We start from the raw sequence: 16,927 nt of genomic DNA, 5'->3' as shown, positions 1-16,927 counted from the left end.
GCACAATTTTTATGTGGCCATGCCACCACTGTTTTTTAAGGTTTCTGTGTTACTTACCATTACTGCCGCCAAAGGCTTGGAAGATGTCTTACTGGCTGAACTCCAGCAGCTGTGCCCAACATTAACGTTTCAACTTAAACCCGGTTTAGTGCTGGTTGAAGGCGAGATGGCTGATATGTATCGTATCTGTCTGCATTCCCGTCTGGCCAACCGTGTTTTACTGCAATTGGCCGAAGGGTCGGTGACCCATGCAGATCATCTGTACCAGTTGGCATCGGGTGTCGACTGGCCAGCGCATTTTGCCGTTGAGCGTTCATTTGCAGTAGATTTTCATGGCACCGACAATACCATTCGTAATACCCAATTCGGCGCGCTAAAAGTAAAAGATGCCGTCGTCGATCTATACCAGCAACGACTGAACCGTCGCCCGAATGTGGACAAACAAGAAGCCGATTGGCGCTTACATGTACGTTTACATCGTCAGGTTGCCAAACTTTATCTGGATGTCTCCGGTGGCAGTTTGCACCAGCGTCACTATCGTCTGGAAACCGGTGAAGCGCCGGTGAAAGAACATCTGGCCGCAGCCATGTTAATCCGCAGTGGCTGGACGGCAGATATGAGTAAGCCATTGCTCGATCCAATGTGTGGCTCTGGCACCGTAGTGATTGAAGCTGCGTTGATGGCGGCGAATATTGCGCCAGGTTTAAGCCGACGCCATTGGGGATTCAGTCATTGGCTTGGTCATGATGAAAGCCTGTGGACGCAACTGGTGCAATTAGCCAAACAAGCTCAAGTCATCCCCTCATCGGTGTTTTATGCCAATGATATCAGCCAGTCCATGGTTGATATGGCCCGTGATAACGCGCGTTCTGCCGGGGTAGAACAATGGATCCATTTCAGTCACGGTAGCGTCGAAAATTTGACCGCCCCCTGTGAGCAACCGGGCTTCATCGTTACTAACCCACCGTATGGCGAGCGCCTTGGTGAACTGGCCAATCTGTTGCCGCTTTTCGCCAGTTGGGGCAGTCAGTTAAAAGTGGCGTTTAAAGATTGGCATGTCTCTATGCTCACCTCTAACCGCGATCTACTGCGCCAGATGAAGCTCAGCGCCAGCAAGCAATACAACTTGATGAATGGCAAGTTGGAATGCCAATTGGTTAATTACCTGCTGGATGAGCGCAACTGTGAGGTTCGCGAGGCACCGCAAAATAACGATTTTGCCAATCGTTTAGGTAAAAATCTGGTCAAGCTTAAAAAATGGCTGAAGACCCAGAATGTCAATTGCTACCGGGTTTACGATGCCGACTTACCAGAATATAACGTCGCTATTGATGTCTATGCCGACTGGGTGGTGGTGCAGGAATACGCCGCGCCAAAAAATGTGCCGGAAGCCAAGACCCGCCAACGTCTGATGGAAGTGGTTGCCGCGCTGCCAGCAGCGCTCAATGTGGCTGCGGATCGCATTGTGCTGAAAGTGCGTGAACAGCAGAAAGGCGCAAAGCAATACAATAAACTCGATCAGCGTCGTGAATACATTGAAGTGTATGAAAACGGCGCAAAGTTATGGGTTAACCTGCATGACTATCTGGACACAGGCTTATTCCTGGATCACCGTGTAACACGTCAGCTGGTGCAGGCGCGTAGTCGCCATAAAGAAGTGCTGAATTTATTTTCTTACACGGGCAGTGTATCAGTGCATGCCGCTTTAGGTGGCGCGCGTCGTATTACTACAGTCGATATGTCGCGCACGTATCTGGAATGGGCAAAACGTAACTTTAGCCTGAATCGCTTAAGTGGCGCCTATCGCTTTGAGCAGGCCGATTGTTTGCAATGGTTGAAATCAGACCGTGGTGAATACGATCTGATATTTATCGACCCGCCATCCTTCTCTAACTCCAAACGCATGAATAATGTGTGGGATGTACAGCGTGACCATATTGCCTTGTTAGCCGATGCGGTCAAACGTCTGGCACCGGGAGGGGAGATCATTTTTTCCAACAACCTGCGCAAGTTTAAGCTCGATGAGGAGGCCGTGCAGGCGTTAGGGCTAAGCATCACAGATTGGAATGCGAAGACCCTGCCGGAAGATTTTAAACGCAATCCTAAAATTCATCATTGTTGGTTATTCACGAAACAAGCATGACAAGTTCCCTGATTTTATACAGTACTGCCGAGTGCCATTTATGCGAGCAGGCTAAAGCCCTGTGCGAGCAATTATCCTTATCTGTAGAGACGATTGATATCGCCTTTGACGATAGCTTGTTCGCACTGTACGGCGTTCGTATCCCGGTCTTAAAGCGCACAGACTCAGGTAAAGAGCTGGGCTGGCCATTTATGCAGAGCGATTTACAGGAATTTGTCCGTTGAGCGTGTTGATGCAATTAAAAAATGCCAGTTTGAGTCTGGGTCATCCACCGCTACTGGATAATGTGGAACTGGTGATCAAAGCCGGTGAGCGGATATGTCTGGTTGGACGCAACGGCTGTGGTAAATCAACGTTACTTAAAGTTATCGGCGCCCATATGCCGCTGGATGATGGTCAGCGGATCGTCGGCAGTGAAGTAAAAATATCACGTCTGGAACAAGACCCGCCATTATCTACGGATATCAGTATTTTTGATTATGTCGCGGAAGAATTAGCAGAGATAGGGCAGTTATTAACAGAATACGCCCATCAGAGCCAGGTCGTGGTAAATGACCACAGCGATGCGCAGTTGGCAAAACTGGAGCGCCTGCAACAGCAACTGGAACACCACAATGGCTGGCAGTTAGAGCAACAGATCCAAGCGGTACTGATGCAGTTGCAACTGGATGGCAACGCCATGTTAAGTAGTTTATCTGGTGGTTGGCGTCGTAAGGCGGCGTTAGCTCGTGCGTTGGTGCGTAATCCGGATATTTTGTTGCTGGACGAACCGACAAACCACCTGGATATTTCGATGATTCAGTGGTTGGAAAATGCGTTAATGGACTTTAGTGGCGCAGTGGTTTTCGTGAGCCACGATCGTGCATTTATCCGCCGTTTGGCGACTCGTATCGTCGATCTGGATCGGGGAACGTTAACCTCTTATCCAGGTGATTATGCGACTTATCTGGTTAAGAAAGCCGAAGATTTACAGGTCGAAGCGACACAAAACGCTTTATTTGATAAGAAATTGTCTCAGGAAGAAACCTGGATCCGACAGGGTATCAAAGCGCGCCGAACCCGCAATGAAGGGCGGGTTCGAGCACTTAAGGCGCTGCGCGAAGAACATCGTCAGCGTCGTCATCGTCAGGGGGCTGCCAGCATCACGTTGTCTGACGTGCAGCGTTCTGGCAAAACGGTGTTCGATGTCAGTGGCCTGCATTACCAGATTGATAACAAGACGATTATCCGTGGTTTGGATTTACTGGTGCAACGTGGCGATAAACTTGCCTTGGTGGGTGCCAATGGTTGTGGCAAGTCGACCCTGATTAAACTGTTGCTCGGTGATCTCGAAGCCCAGCAAGGCTTAATTAAACGCGGCACCAATTTGGAAATTGCCTATTTTGACCAGCATCGTAGTCAATTAGACCCAAATAAAACTCTGATTGATACCATCGCCGATGGCAAGCGGGAACTGACGATTAATGGGCGCTCACGCCATGTGATTAGCTATTTGCAGGATTTTTTGTTTTCGCCTGAGCGGATCAATGTGCCGGTTGGTGCGTTATCCGGCGGCGAGAAAAATCGCTTGCTATTGGCCAAAATACTGGCCAAACCCAGCAATTTATTGATCCTCGATGAACCTACCAATGACCTGGATGTAGAGACCCTAGAGCTATTAGAGGAGGTTTTGGGGCAATACGACGGTACGTTGTTGTTGGTCAGCCACGACCGGGAGTTTGTTGATAATGTGGTTGCCGCCAGTTTGTATTTTGAGGGTGATGGAGTAATTCGTGAGTTTGTTGGCGGTTATCAGGATATTTATCAGTGGTATGCTGATAAGGCGCGCGTACAAGCCGAGGAAAAAGCCGCAGTACGTGAAACTTCTGAGCAGAAGCAAAGTCAAATCGCCAAGTCTTCTCCGGCGCGGTCTAAAAAGTTATCATACAAGGCCAAACTTGAGCTCGAACAGCTACCCGGTCAGATTGAGACCATGGAAACAGAGGTAGCAAGATTACAGGAACTGGTAAATCAACCGGATTTCTTTAAACAAGATGCAGGTGATGCACAAAAAGTGCTGAACCAATTGGCAGAATTGGAAGCCAATTTGTCCGTCGCCTATGAGCGCTGGGACGAATTAGAACAGATGCAAGAGCAGTAACAGGAATAACAATGAAAATAACCAGGCTGGCCCCGCTATCCGCACTAATTACCGCCACATTCGCCTCACAGGCAGCGGTTTACGAAATTGTCGAACTTCCGGTCAATCAACAGGCAAATTATGTATATGGCACCGCCATAAACAATCAGGGCAAAGTTGCGGTTTTACTGCAGGAACAATTTCGTCCGGCTATTGATGTGAGCAGACTTAATCTGGAAAGTACGACGTTACAAGAGAACATTGATGTCGACGCCGTTGCCGCAGGTAACATTAGTGACGACGACATGGTCTATCTGTATGGGTACCTGCAAAATTTAGGTTCTACCGACTCGCCATCAGTTACCAGTCAGCGCTTCGCCTACTATAGTGCGGCTATTGCAGATGAGTCTGGATTTGATGTCGTTGCTGGTTTGGACATGTTTGTCCCTGAGTTGAATGCGCTAAGTCGAAGCGCAACCGTGCGTGTACGTGACGTGGCTGATAGTGGTTGGGTTGTTGGTGACAGTACCGCGCCATTGGAATTGCTTCCATATGTCAATGAATCTGATGAAACCGTAAATTATCAGGTGCGTGACTATGGTTTGCGGGCGTTTGTAAATATTGATGACCAACAAATCGAACTTTTGCCAGAATTCACTGAATTAGGTGGGGTGTCGGCTGCATATGGATTGAATAACAGTCGCCAGGTTGCAGGTTTTTCATCTATTGGTTTTGACCTTCGTGATGTGTATGGCGCATTGAATGCGTCAATCTACGTAAGTTGTAACAATGACGAGACTCGAGGCGATATCCCTGTCGAAGCCTGTATGGCGTCGTTACAGAAGCTTTCGAATTTTAAAAATAACGCAACCCGCTGGACATTGGATGAAGCATTACAAGTCATTGAGTCCAAAACCTATGCGGCATTGACTACCGTAGAAGAATTCATCGCTGAAACAGGTTACGACGGTGACGAGAGCAACATCAGAATCTCCAGTATTGCATATGGAATTAATGACTCGGGTGTAATGGTAGGTGAGGCAAGTAACATCTATACCGGTCCGAAGATCAAAGGTGTCACTACTGATTTAACCACCTCAGCTGCGATGTTTGTTAATGATGAGGTTGTTGATATCAGTAACCCCGCAGAGTTTTATAACAGTAAAGCGTTGGGAATTAATAATACAGGCCTCGTATACGGTGTTGGCGCGAAATACGTCAATGGTAAAAACGCCAGTAAGTTGTTTATCTATGATACGACGAACGAGAGCAGCGTTATTGTCGATGGTTTCTTCAAAAGTTCTTCGATGAATCCTCGTGATATGAATGAATCAGGTCAAATTGTCGGAGAAGCGGAAATTGACGCAACGTTCAGCGCCGGAAGTACCCGCCGTAAGCATGCGTTCTTGTACGATTATAATGATGGAAGTTTCGTCGACCTGAATGATTTAATTGCCTGTGATAGTGGCTACGAATTGGTGCAGGCGGACGGTATTAATGACCACGGTGAAATCGTGGTAACAGCGCTGAAAAAGCGTGAAGTTAAGAATATTGCTGGTGTTGTCAGAACGAATACCGACGGGACTGCTGTAGAGTCAGAAACTCCTGTCGTCCTGAAACTTGCGCCGATTGCGGGTGGCCAGATTCAGGATTGTGGTACTGACGAATCAAAACAGCAGCGTCAGGGCGGTGTATTTGGTTGGTTATTGCTGCTGGCCGGCCTGTCAGTCGGGCTTCGTCGCAAGTTCCTATAACCTTGCAATTCAGCATTAAAAGGCCGCAATCATTGCGGCTTTTTTGTGTCTGCTTAACAGAACGCAAAATCGCCCATCGTTATAACAAAAAACTGTAAAAAAAATGCCATGAAATATCAGTGCATTAGTTTTGCGAGACAGAAATTGGCCGATTTTTTAATTGAACCTTATCCAGTTATCACCTATCTAAGAACTGTGACGTGTTCGTCACACCATCGTTCAAGTAAAAAAAGGATGAGGTTTTAGATGAAAAGACAAAAACGCGACAGACTCTCCAGGGCCCATGCAAAAGGCTATCAGGCAGGCATTACCGGTCGTTCTAAAGATAATTGTCCCTATGCAGCGACCGATAGTCGTTCTCAATGGTTAGGAGGTTGGCGCGAAGCCATGGCTGATCGAAGCGACGGACTCGCTAAGGTTTAAGTATCATCCAACAAAAAAGCCCCGAATTGGGGCTTTTGGTATTTTAGGAGGGCTTAAAAACTGCTTGTATCCTGAAACAGGCCAACTTTTAAGTCCTGCGCCTGATAGATCAAACGCCCATCAACAAACACTTTGCCATCGGCCATGCCCATAAATAGTTTACGTTTAATAACGCGCTTCATGTCGATACGATAGGTGACTTTTTTCGCAGTCGGCAGAATCTGGCCCGTGAATTTTACTTCGCCGACACCCAGTGCCCGACCTTTGCCCGGTCCGCCGCTCCAACCAAGGAAAAAGCCAACTAATTGCCACATCGCATCGAGACCGAGACAGCCAGGCATGACGGGGTCACCAATAAAATGACAGGCAAAGAACCATAAATCTGGGGTGATATCCAATTCTGCTTCGATATACCCTTTGTCGAACTCACCACCTTCTTCATAAATGGCGGTGATTCTGTCCATCATCAGCATATTAGGGGCGGGGAGCTGGCTGTTACCGGGGCCAAACATGTCACCTTTAGAACAGGCTAACAGGTCGTCTTTGCTAAAACTATGTTGTTGATTTGTCATGCTATCCACTTGTTTCTGTAAACTTGTGCCAATTTAGCGAACAGTTGTACGCCAAACAACTCTGAGCAGTACATTTCCTTGCTGTGCCTGTTAGTTTTTGTTGAATTCGGTACACTATAGGCACAGCAAATAACAGTATGATGACATGCGAAAAGCCAACCCCAATGCCAATGCAGAAAAACAAAAACGTTTTCGTGAACGGCAAAAACAAAAGGGTCACAAAGAAGTACGCGGCTATGTAAGCCCTGAAGCGCTCAAATGCTATGCGGAAATTGCAGATAAAACCCATTGGACCGATGGTGATATCCTGAGTAATTCGTTACGCATAACCTACGCAGCCTATAAATGTGGCCAGATTAAGCTGCTAAACGACTGGTTAAAAGAAAACGGGTATTAAACTGCCGTTGGTCTGATTGAGATCAAGCCGTAATTGTCCATCTGTGCCATGCTTGAGGTTACACTATCTAAGGTGAACCTCTGGTTGTTGTGACCGCGGATACGTGCTTACCGTTACACAATACGGGAGCAATCTAATGACAACCTCTCAGGACAGAAATATCAGCCGTCTGGCCAGGCACACCTTTGCCATTGTGCTGGCAGGAGGCCGGGGCAGTCGGCTACATGAGCTAACAGCGTTGCGCTCCAAGCCAGCGGTGCCTTTTGGAGGTAAATTCCGCATAATTGACTTCGCTTTGTCCAACTGCGTCAATTCCGGGATCCGCAAAATTGGCGTCGCCACACAATACAAAGCCCATTCGTTAATTCGCCATTTGGTTCGGGGCTGGGGCCATTTCAAAAAAGAATTAGGTGAGTTTGTCGAAATTTTGCCAGCCTCTCAGCAAACCTCTTCCAGTTGGTACAAAGGCACTGCCGATGCGGTCTATCAAAATATTGATATTATTCGTCAGGAGTCCCCGGAGTACGTGCTGATCCTTTCCGGTGATCAGGTCTACAAGATGGATTACGGCGATATGCTAGCAAAACATGTGGCATCCGGTGCCGATGTCAGTGTTGCCTGCATCAAGGTACGGATTCAGGATGCCGCTGGCGCTTTTGGCGTTGTCGACGTGGATGCAGAGCAAAGAATCACAGGCTTTGCTGAAAAACCAATTTACCCAAAGCCTTTGATCGATGAGCCTGATTTTTGTCTGGCCTCCATGGGCTTGTATATTTTCAACGCAAACTTTCTGTATCAGCAATTAAATACCGATGCTGGTTTGTTAACGTCCTCCAATGATTTCGGCCATGACGTCATTCCTCAGTTGATTGGAAACCACCGTATTTATGCCTACCACTTTCATGATCCTAACCATAGTCAGCATCCTTACTGGCGGGATGTGGGTACACTGGATTCGTTTTGGCAGGCGAATATGGAATTAGTCGAGCCGGAACCGTCCCTCGACATGTATGACCGACACTGGCCGGTATGGACTTATCAGACCCAAATGCCACCGGCTAAGTTTGTTTTCGATGACAATGGCCGCCGAGGTGAGGCGATTGATTCGCTGGTGTCGGGTGGCGTAATTATTTCTGGCAGTGTTGTGAAAAAGTCAGTGGTATTTTCCGATGTGCGCATTCATAGCTACTGTGATATTCGCCAGGCAGTGATTTTCCCGGAAGTGGAGATTGGTCGGCATGTTGTCATTCGTCGTGCCATTATTGATTCTGCCTGCAAGATCCCCGCAGGTATGCAGATTGGTGTAGACCATGCAGAGGATAGAGCAAGGGGCTTGCGGGTCACTGACAATGGGGTTGTCCTGGTGACCCAGCAGATGTTAGAAAAACTTAACTCGCCTGTGCCTGAATCAAGCCATTTGTCCTAAGCAGTTCGGCAATTTCGTTAATGCTGTCGGGATCATCAATCGTCGATGGAATACTATAACTTTGGCCATCGGCGATTTGTCTGAGCAATTTACGCAATATTTTGCCAGAGCGGGTCTTGGGTAGTCGTTGCGCAATGAGCGCGGTCTGGAAGCAGGCTATCGGCCCAATTTCACTGCGTACCCGCTGAACCAACTCGGTTTGCAATTGCTGCTGATCGATTTTTGCGCCATCTTTCAATAAGACCAGGCCAATCGGTAATTGCCCTTTAAGCTCATCCTGTACGCCAATCACACAACACTCTGCGACAGAAGGATGCCCTGCGACTATTTCTTCCATTTCACCAGTCGATAAGCGGTGTCCGGCCACATTGATAACATCGTCAGTTCGTCCCATGACAAACAGATAACCGTCCTCGTCAATGTAGCCTCCATCGCCTGAAGTGTAATAGCCGGGATATTGGCGTAAATAGCCATCGACAAAACGCTCATGGTTACCCCACACAGTGGGTAAACAGCTGGGCGGCATAGGTAATTTAATCGCGATAGCGCCTTGTACATTTGCGCCAAGGGGCAAGCCTTCATCACCTAGGATCTGCACATTAAAACCCGGGGTAGGTTTGGTAGAGGAGCCAGGTTTTACCTTAAAGGTTTCTAAACCAACCGGGTTAGCACAGATTGCCCAGCCAGTCTCAGTCTGCCACCAGTGATCAACAACCGGTTTGTGAGTTTTCTCGCAAGTCCATTCATAGGTGGGCGGATCAAGGCGTTCACCGGCCATAAAAATGGTGCGCAAACTGCTCAGATCATAAGCTTTGATGAGTGCGCCTTCCGGGTCATTCTTTTTGATTGCACGAAATGCAGTGGGTGCGGCAAACAATGCATTGATTTTGTATTCTTCCACCATGCGCCAAAATGCACCGGCATCGGGGGTCATAATAGGTTTCCCTTCGTACATCACCGTTGTGCAGCCTTTAAGCAACGGGCCGTAAACGATATAGGAATGCCCCACAACCCAACCTACATCAGATGCAGCCCAGAACACCTCACCACTTTGCATACCGTAAATCGCATGCATGGAATAGTGCAGGGCGACAGCGTGGCCACCATTATCCCGCACCACGCCTTTGGGTTTACCCGTCGTGCCTGAGGTATACAAAATATAAAGTGGATCAGTGCCTTTCACGCTCACTGGCTTTGCTGGTAACGCATTATTCATCAGGGTCTGGTAATCGTGGTCACGTCCCGCTTCGAGCTCGGCCGGACATTGCGCGCGCTGTATGATGATGCAACCTTTGGGCTTGTGGCTGGCTTCTTCCAGGGCTTTATCTAACAGGGGTTTGTAGGGAATAACACGATTGACCTCGATACCACAGGAAGCGCTGATCACCAACTTTGGTGTGGCATCATCGATGCGCACCGCCAACTCAGGTGCGGCAAATCCGCCAAACACCACAGAGTGAATAGCGCCTAGGCGTGCTACGGCTAGCATAGCAATCGCAGCCTCCGGGATCATTGGCATATAAATCACCACACGATCGCCTTTGCCAATACCTTTGCCGGCTAACACTCCGGCGAATTTTGCCACTTCATCACGAAGTTGTACGTAGGTATATTGGCGTTTGGCACCACTGACAGGAGAGTCATAAATCAGCGCAATGCGTTCACCATGGCCTTGCTCAACATGGTGGTCCAGTGCCATGTAACTGGTGTTCATTTCACCATCGGCAAACCAGCGTTCTATGCCGTGTTCATCGTTGGACAAAATCGTCGCGGGTGCTGTAAACCACGGCAGTTGACGTGCTTTTTCACGCCAGAACGCTTCTGGGTTTTGAATCGATTGCTGATATTCCTTTGCATATGACATGGCAATGTCCCCGTTATCTTTTACTGCTACCACCATAGCGAAAAGCCGGAGATTGGCGAATTAGACCTTTGGCGTAGACCACCAATCAGGCAGCAGTTGCTGGATATCAGCCTGAAAAAATCGGTTATCCAATAAATGTACATAGCCGGTATCGTTAACCGTTCTGATAACCCGGCCAGCCGCCTGAACCACTTTTTGTAAGCCAGGGTAAAGGTAGGTATAGCGATAGCCATCATTAAACAGACGCTGGAGTTTTTGCTCCATCATGTGATTTATCGGGTTGTATTGTGGTAAGCCCAGCGATGCGATAAACACACCGGTTAATTGTTCGCCAGGAAGATCAACCCCTTCGGAGAATACCCCGCCGAGAACCACCAAACCCAATACATTGCGCTTGTGGCTATACTGACGCAAAAAATCCGCCTTTTGGTCATTATTCATATCCCGTTGCTGAGCAATAAGTTCAACATTCAAACTGGCAATAACGTCGCGCAATATGGGTAACAAATCATCAAGAAATCCATAGCTGGGGACAAATAGCATGGCGTTACCCGGTGTCTGGCGCAGTTGATCTGCCACAATCTGACAAATTGGGAATATGGCCTGTTGCCGATGTTGATAACGCAGTGACAGGCGAGGATGCAGAAAGACCGACAGTTGGTTAGCATCGAAAGGAGACTCAACCACCTGTAATTTTGCCTCAGGGATCCCCAGTAACTGCTGGTAGTAGTGAAAAGGCTGCAACGTGGCAGAAAACAACACGGCACTGTGGCTGTGTTTAAAGCGTTCTGCCAGTAAACGTGCCGGCGAAATATTACGTAACGTCAAACACCCTTTGTTTTTAACGCCAGGCTGCCAGTCCAGTGCATAATCCTCATCAAACCAACCATATATGGTAATGAAATGATTAAGCTGGAAAAATACGTCCTGCATTATTCCCCGCAGCGAGGGATCATCCGGGCTAAGTTGCAATTGTGCGGAGTATTCACGCAATACATCCTGCATCGCTGCCAATAGTTTGTCGTTTATTGCCACGACTAGCTGATAGTTTTGCTCGGGTTCAACGTTGACCTGAGCCAGCCATTGCCGGTTGACCCGCTTCAGAGCCTGCTGGAGTTTGCCTTTTACCTGACGACTGCTGTCCAGCATCCACTGGCGCTGCAATTGGGCGCTATACATCATGCGTCCGCGCTCAATCAGGTTGTGACATTCATCGATCAGTAAACCGACTTTCCATTCGAACTGTTGTTGCAGCGCAAACAACAATGCAGTGATATCGAAGTAGTAGTTCATATCGGCAACGACCACCTCGCACCAGCGCGCCATCTCAACAGCAAGATAATAGGGACAAATTTCATATTGCTGACCAAGATCGGCCAGAGTAGAGGCGGTTAACAGTGGAATACGCGCTGCGTGTTCGCGAACTTTGGGTAATTTGTCGTAGAAGCCCCTGGCATAAGGGCAAACATCACCACGGCAATTTACCTCGCTGTGCAAACAGGCGCGCTGCTGTGCGCTGAGGGTAACAGAACGCAGTGCTTGCGCGGATTTTTTCAATAGCGCCAGACTGTCCTCTGCGGCATGTTGACCGGTGGTTTTCGCGGTGAGGAAAAATATCCGCTGAATTTGGCCTGCTGATTTGGCTTTTAACGCCGCAAACAAGGTCGCCAGCGTCTTACCCATGCCTGTCGGTGCTTCACTGAGTAATTGTGAACCAGTAACACAGGCTTTATATACCGACTCACTCATCAGACGCTGACCACGATGCATCTGTGGGTAGGGAAACGCTAATTTCGTTAATTGTTGTTGGCAGTTGCGCTGACGTGCCTGCTGCAGATTCTGCCATCGCAAAAATGCCAGTACCCAACCCTGACACTCTTTGTCCAACTCCGTCCTGGCGTGCACCTGTTCCAGACGATATTGCCTTTCCTCGTTGAGGTCGAAATAAACCAGCGCAACCTTTATATGGGGTAAATTCAGTCGCCAGCATTGCATCCAGGCATACATCTTCGCCTGTGCCCAGTGGGCACTGCGTTGATTATCGGGCACATTCTCGGCTGAGCCGTAAAGGGTTTTAATTTCTTCAATGCACTGTGTCGCATTATCGTAACCATCGGCACGCCCACTTATAAGCAAGTCGCCGATGTGCATCTGCAAAGGAACTTCCGCCTGATAGCTGTCCGGTCGGCTTCGTTGCACCTGTAAATGCCCCTCAATACCCGATGCAGCGCTTGGGGAAGGTGAGAACTGACGGTGCAGATCACCGCGTCTGGCGGCAAATTCGACCAGCGCCCTGACTGATATTTTATTGCCAGCTAACATAGGCAACGTGGGCTGCAATACCCTGACTGGTGAAAAACCGGAGCCAGCGAATTTGGTTATCCTGCAGTTTATCGCCCGGACCTTTCACTTCAATCAGGCAAAAGCTCGAGGATTGGGGGAAAAACTGAATTAAATCCGGCAAACCTGCCCGGTTAGCGGGCAGGTCAAATAGCATGCGGGAAAATATTTTTTTTAGTATTTCAGCGCTGATGCACCTCAGCGCCATCTCAAGCCGGTCGCTATTCATATAGCGCCAGTCAACCAACAGGTTGCTCACGCCAACTTTGCGTTGATAGGTGTCGCGTATTGCGTCGACGTAACTGCCATCATCCAGTTGTTGCCATAACGCCGCGAAAATCTCCTGGCGCGATAGAACAAAGTCGCTTTGATAAATATCCAATGGCCCCAGTTGAAACGGATGGGCAAAAGCGCCTGTAATGTCTGCAAACATCGCATCCCACATCCACAGCCCCAGCAGGCCCGGAAATAAAGCGTTTTCCGCGTGTTCACAGGGGGCGTCCACAGATGCCAGATATTGGCGCGTGACTTCTTCAACACGCTGGCTTTCAGATGCCCGCAAGGTCAGGTACTTGCAGTCAATTTCCGGTTCAGGTTGGGTATGAAATGGCATCTGACATTTTTTGGCCAAACGCTTAAGTAGCCGTGTCGCCACCTGGCGTTCCTGTTCGCTATTGGGTTGCAGCAACATTTGCTCGGCGAGTTGCCATGCCCGCTGGGGGGCGCCGAGTTTATCCAGTACCCGGATGGTGCGCTCCCGGGCAGGTTCGCGCGTTGAATGTTGATAGAGTCGCAGAGCTTCAGTGAGTTCTCCTGCTTGTTCCAATCGATAGGCGATACGATTGATTAAGCGCATTTGACGCCGCTTCACTATGTGACTTTGCGCGGGTAGCGGTAATTGCGCGGTTAATGCCTGCAAGGCAGCCATATCCGTTGTGTCTTCCGTGGCATCTTTGAGTGCTTGTAACGCTTTGTATTGTTCCAGCTCAGATGGGTGTCGGAACAACCGGTGTGCCTGAGTAAGCGCATAATTCTCAAAACGAAATATGCCTAAATCCTGCAATACGAATTCGGTCAGGCTCTGATAAGGATTGCCAAAAAACAGTAGTTGCAAGTCATCAACGTCCTCCTGACAGGTTAATACCAGCAGATCCCCCAGCGCAGTTTGCACGTCACCTGACCAGGGTACATTTGGCAATTCAAGGCGCTGCAGGTCTTCAATTAACTGGGCTTTGCGCAATTTCAACTGCGGTTTATCGAGCCTGTCAGCAAAACAGAAGCGCAATTGCGCGAGGGTTAATACGGGTAACAGGTCACACAATTGGCTTGCGGGATTACGTTTGATGAAATTCCGCGCTGCCAGTTCATCTATCGCCTGTGGAATATCCGCTATCTCGCTGTAGCGCAGACTGTCTTGCAAGAAGTGGCGATATTTGCGACCCGCTAATCGCACCAGCAAACACATTGCCGGGCGGCTTAGCGCACGAAACTGCTGACTAAAACTTTGCAGACGTGGTGACAGCATATCGCCGTAGCGCGTTTCAACCCAGTCGAGCAATGTCATAAAGTTGGTCAGATAGTAATCCGGCGCAAGCGGCGCGGGCGCATCATTCATAAGGTCGTTACACGTTTTTTAATTAGCGTAACAATACTGTGTATAAATACAGCTTTCCAGAGGGAGATATAAAAAAAACGGGGCGATTGCCCCGTTCAGCGCTATTAAAGTGCGGCTTCGGTGCTCTGAATCAGTTGCCATAGCTCATCTTTGAGATGAACCCGGTCCATCTTTTTGGAATCCAGATCGGCGTCACTCAAATGCTCTACACCCAGTTCAGCACGGCGTACTTCGGCATCCAGTGCATTGTATTGATCGAACAAACGCGCGAAGTGTTTATCGTTCATTTTCAGGTGGCGAATGGTGTGGTGATGGTCCGGGAATTCGTGAAGCAGATCGTGCTTTTCAATGCTCATTGCGCGTCCTTAATCAGTTGTGTTTTGTTGACGTACTCAGTATTGCGCTGCATTGAAACAGGGATGTTGATCTGGGTCAGATTGCCGGTAGAAATTGCCCAAATCCACTGCGTTTACCCAAGTGAGGTGACATCTGTTCATTTTCTACCGCCAACTGGCCATTGATCATGACATGGGTAATCAGCCCCGGATTACGGTTAACCATACGCTGTAAGTCAAAACCCTGCATGCTGCCCCAATGTTCCTGGCAGAGATCCTGTTCAAATCCCTTCGGGTCCAGCAATACCAGATCGGCGCGTTTTCCCACGGCGATATGGCCTGCATCGATATTAAGCCAGTCGGCTTGCTCTTTTGTCAGACGATGTACTGCGCGAGCCACGGACATAATGGGCGTATTTTGCAGTTGCGCCTGATAGACGCGCTGTAAAAAGCGCAGTGGAAGATTATAAAACGCCATATTGCGAATATGGGCGCCAGCATCGGAGAAGGTAATCAGTGTGTGTGGATTCGTCAGCATGCGAGCCAACTGGCGTGGACGATGGTTACCGATCACGGTAAACCAACGCAGGTCGCGACCGTATTCAACGACTAAATCGAGGAACAGATCGACCACATGTACATGGCGCTTTGCGGCAATTGCTGCAAAATTTTGGCCCACCAACGAGGTATCCGGGCAACCTAAAATAATGGCGTCAGCAAAATCCCGCTGCCATACCCGGGGCGACAGTTTATCCCGGTAAAAGCGTCGAAAATCACGGCGATATTGTTGGTCTTTAAGTAACGCGTTACGCTCCAACTGGTCTTTCAGGTCAAGCGCCATCTCGCCTGCACCAAATTCCTCAAATAACACCACATCCATCCCATCAGCATAAATAGCAAAGGGAGTAGGGAGCAATTGCCAGCGAAAATCGCCGCCTAAAAAGTTCACCAAGGCGGCCGAAAGTTTGGCCATCGGCGCGACGGTTTTGTTGCCTTTTAAATCCAGCATGGAAATCAGGGTAGTCTTGAGTGGCTTACGCCATAGCCCGATGGTTTGACGCAAATATTGCAAAATTTGTAGTGGATTAGCTGCATTGGGTGCGCCCTGATGCACGCGACCACGGGCACGCAGAATATGATTAAAACGTGTTATTTCCCGCCAGCGAGCGTAAGTACTCGGCAGGCTTTTCGACCAGGCGCGATCACCATCGACTTTGTCCCATTTCAGGCACATGGTCGATAAACCGAGAAACCCCGCGTCTAATGCTTCATTCAGGATGGATTCCATTAAGCGTTGTTCACTGTCCGTAGGGCAATAGCGTGGATCAGTGGCATTCATCAGACCCAGTACTGCAGTGCGCAGGTCACTGTGGCCAAGCAGGCTTACCACATTGGGGCCAAGGGGCTGTTTGCGGATAAATTTCACCCACTGTTTTGGGCCGTGCCAATGTTTATGGTCATGCAAAATCGGTAGTACTTTTTCACGCGGTACCGTTTCTACCCGGGTAAAGATATCTGCGGCGTCTTCGGCATCGCTGCAGACCATGGATAATGAGCAACTTCCGACTAAAACCGTAGTGACACCATGGCGCACGGACTCTGATAAGGAAGGGGCTACGATCAGTTCAGCATCGTAATGGGTATGGGTGTCGAGAAAACCCGGTGTCAGCCATTTATCTCGGCCATCAATACGCTGACAGCTTGGGCTGACATCAATCTCTGATTCAGCGATCTGCTGGATAGTACCCTCTTTGATCCACACCCAGCACGGGGATACAGGTTGCGCCCCGGTTCCATCGAAAAGTGTCGTATTTTCAATTAGATATTCTGATGTCATGGCCAATGTCTGTGCATGGTTGATACGCCAGAGTAGGGACTTTTGCATAACTTGTCACCTGTCAGTTATCAGCCGGCGAGATGAATCTAACACCTTGTTCTA

At 48.9% G+C, this 16,927-nt stretch carries 13 protein-coding genes; 7 read left to right on the top strand and 6 right to left on the bottom strand.

All coding sequences use genetic code 11. From position 1 onward, the window contains the following. The first annotated feature begins 19 nt into the window (after positions 1-19). From rlmKL to rmf, 5 genes are all read left to right on the top strand, one after another. Positions 20-2,143: a bifunctional 23S rRNA (guanine(2069)-N(7))-methyltransferase RlmK/23S rRNA (guanine(2445)-N(2))-methyltransferase RlmL gene (rlmKL, locus tag TK45_RS02310; protein ID WP_131257010.1), complete on the top strand. Its 2,124-nt coding sequence runs from the start codon at positions 20-22 to the stop codon at positions 2,141-2,143. Beyond that, positions 2,140-2,367 carry a glutaredoxin family protein gene (locus TK45_RS02305; RefSeq protein ID WP_131257009.1) on the top strand — a complete coding sequence of 76 codons (228 nt, stop codon included), beginning with the start codon at positions 2,140-2,142 and terminating at the stop codon, positions 2,365-2,367. The genes rlmKL and TK45_RS02305 overlap by 4 nt, the downstream gene beginning before the upstream one ends. An 8-nt stretch (positions 2,368-2,375) precedes the next feature. Further along, positions 2,376-4,283 (top strand): ABC transporter ATP-binding protein, encoded by a 1,908-nt coding sequence (locus TK45_RS02300; RefSeq protein WP_131257008.1) that lies wholly within the window; start codon positions 2,376-2,378, stop codon positions 4,281-4,283. A gap of 11 nt (positions 4,284-4,294) precedes the next feature. Continuing rightward, a complete protein-coding gene (locus tag TK45_RS02295; RefSeq protein ID WP_131257007.1) occupies positions 4,295-6,016 on the top strand; it encodes a DUF3466 family protein in 1,722 nt (573 codons plus the stop codon). Between the two features lie 246 nt (positions 6,017-6,262). Beyond that, on the top strand, positions 6,263-6,439 hold the full coding sequence (gene rmf / locus TK45_RS02290; RefSeq protein ID WP_131257006.1) for a ribosome modulation factor: 177 nt from the start codon (positions 6,263-6,265) through the stop codon (positions 6,437-6,439). Positions 6,440-6,492: 53 nt separating this feature from the next. Here rmf and fabA read toward each other — a convergent pair whose 3' ends face one another. Next, on the bottom strand, positions 6,493-7,011 hold the full coding sequence (gene fabA / locus TK45_RS02285; RefSeq protein WP_131257005.1) for a 3-hydroxyacyl-[acyl-carrier-protein] dehydratase FabA: 519 nt from the start codon (positions 7,009-7,011) through the stop codon (positions 6,493-6,495). A 145-nt stretch (positions 7,012-7,156) separates the two neighbouring features. Here fabA and TK45_RS02280 point away from each other — a divergent pair, with 145 nt between their 5' ends. Beyond that, the gene (locus tag TK45_RS02280) at positions 7,157-7,408 is read left to right on the top strand and encodes a hypothetical protein (RefSeq protein ID WP_131257004.1); all 252 of its coding nucleotides are present in this window, start codon (positions 7,157-7,159) and stop codon (positions 7,406-7,408) included. Between the two features lie 136 nt (positions 7,409-7,544). Then, positions 7,545-8,834, top strand: a complete 1,290-nt coding sequence (gene glgC, locus TK45_RS02275) for a glucose-1-phosphate adenylyltransferase (RefSeq protein WP_131257003.1) — start codon at positions 7,545-7,547, stop codon at positions 8,832-8,834. Here the strand turns inward: glgC and TK45_RS02270 are convergent. The 5 genes from TK45_RS02270 to TK45_RS02250 all read right to left on the bottom strand — a co-directional run bounded on the left by TK45_RS02270 (position 8,797) and on the right by TK45_RS02250 (position 16,873). Next, entirely contained in the window at positions 8,797-10,734 is a 1,938-nt protein-coding gene (locus tag TK45_RS02270) for a propionyl-CoA synthetase (RefSeq protein ID WP_131257002.1), read from the bottom strand. The two genes, glgC and TK45_RS02270, sit on opposite strands and share 38 nt — an antisense overlap. Before the next feature lie 24 nt (positions 10,735-10,758). Continuing rightward, the gene (locus TK45_RS02265) at positions 10,759-13,020 is read right to left on the bottom strand and encodes an ATP-dependent DNA helicase (RefSeq protein ID WP_254426528.1); all 2,262 of its coding nucleotides are present in this window, start codon (positions 13,018-13,020) and stop codon (positions 10,759-10,761) included. After that, entirely contained in the window at positions 13,004-14,653 is a 1,650-nt protein-coding gene (locus TK45_RS02260) for a VRR-NUC domain-containing protein (RefSeq protein WP_131257000.1), read from the bottom strand. Before TK45_RS02260 ends, TK45_RS02265 begins: the two co-directional genes overlap by 17 nt. A 104-nt stretch (positions 14,654-14,757) precedes the next feature. Beyond that, positions 14,758-15,009 carry a YdcH family protein gene (locus TK45_RS02255; RefSeq protein ID WP_131256999.1) on the bottom strand — a complete coding sequence of 84 codons (252 nt, stop codon included), beginning with the start codon at positions 15,007-15,009 and terminating at the stop codon, positions 14,758-14,760. Positions 15,010-15,085: 76 nt separating this feature from the next. Beyond that, complete coding sequence (locus tag TK45_RS02250) at positions 15,086-16,873, bottom strand: amidohydrolase family protein (RefSeq protein WP_254426519.1); 1,788 nt, start codon at positions 16,871-16,873, stop codon at positions 15,086-15,088. Positions 16,874-16,927: the final 54 nt, after the last annotated feature.

Origin of the sequence: Bowmanella sp. JS7-9, from assembly GCF_004329715.1 — a bacterium.
GTDB lineage: Bacteria > Pseudomonadota > Gammaproteobacteria > Enterobacterales > Alteromonadaceae > Pseudobowmanella > Pseudobowmanella zhangzhouensis.
Note: the sequence above shows the minus strand (reverse complement) of the source record. Positions and strands in the feature narration are given on the sequence as shown.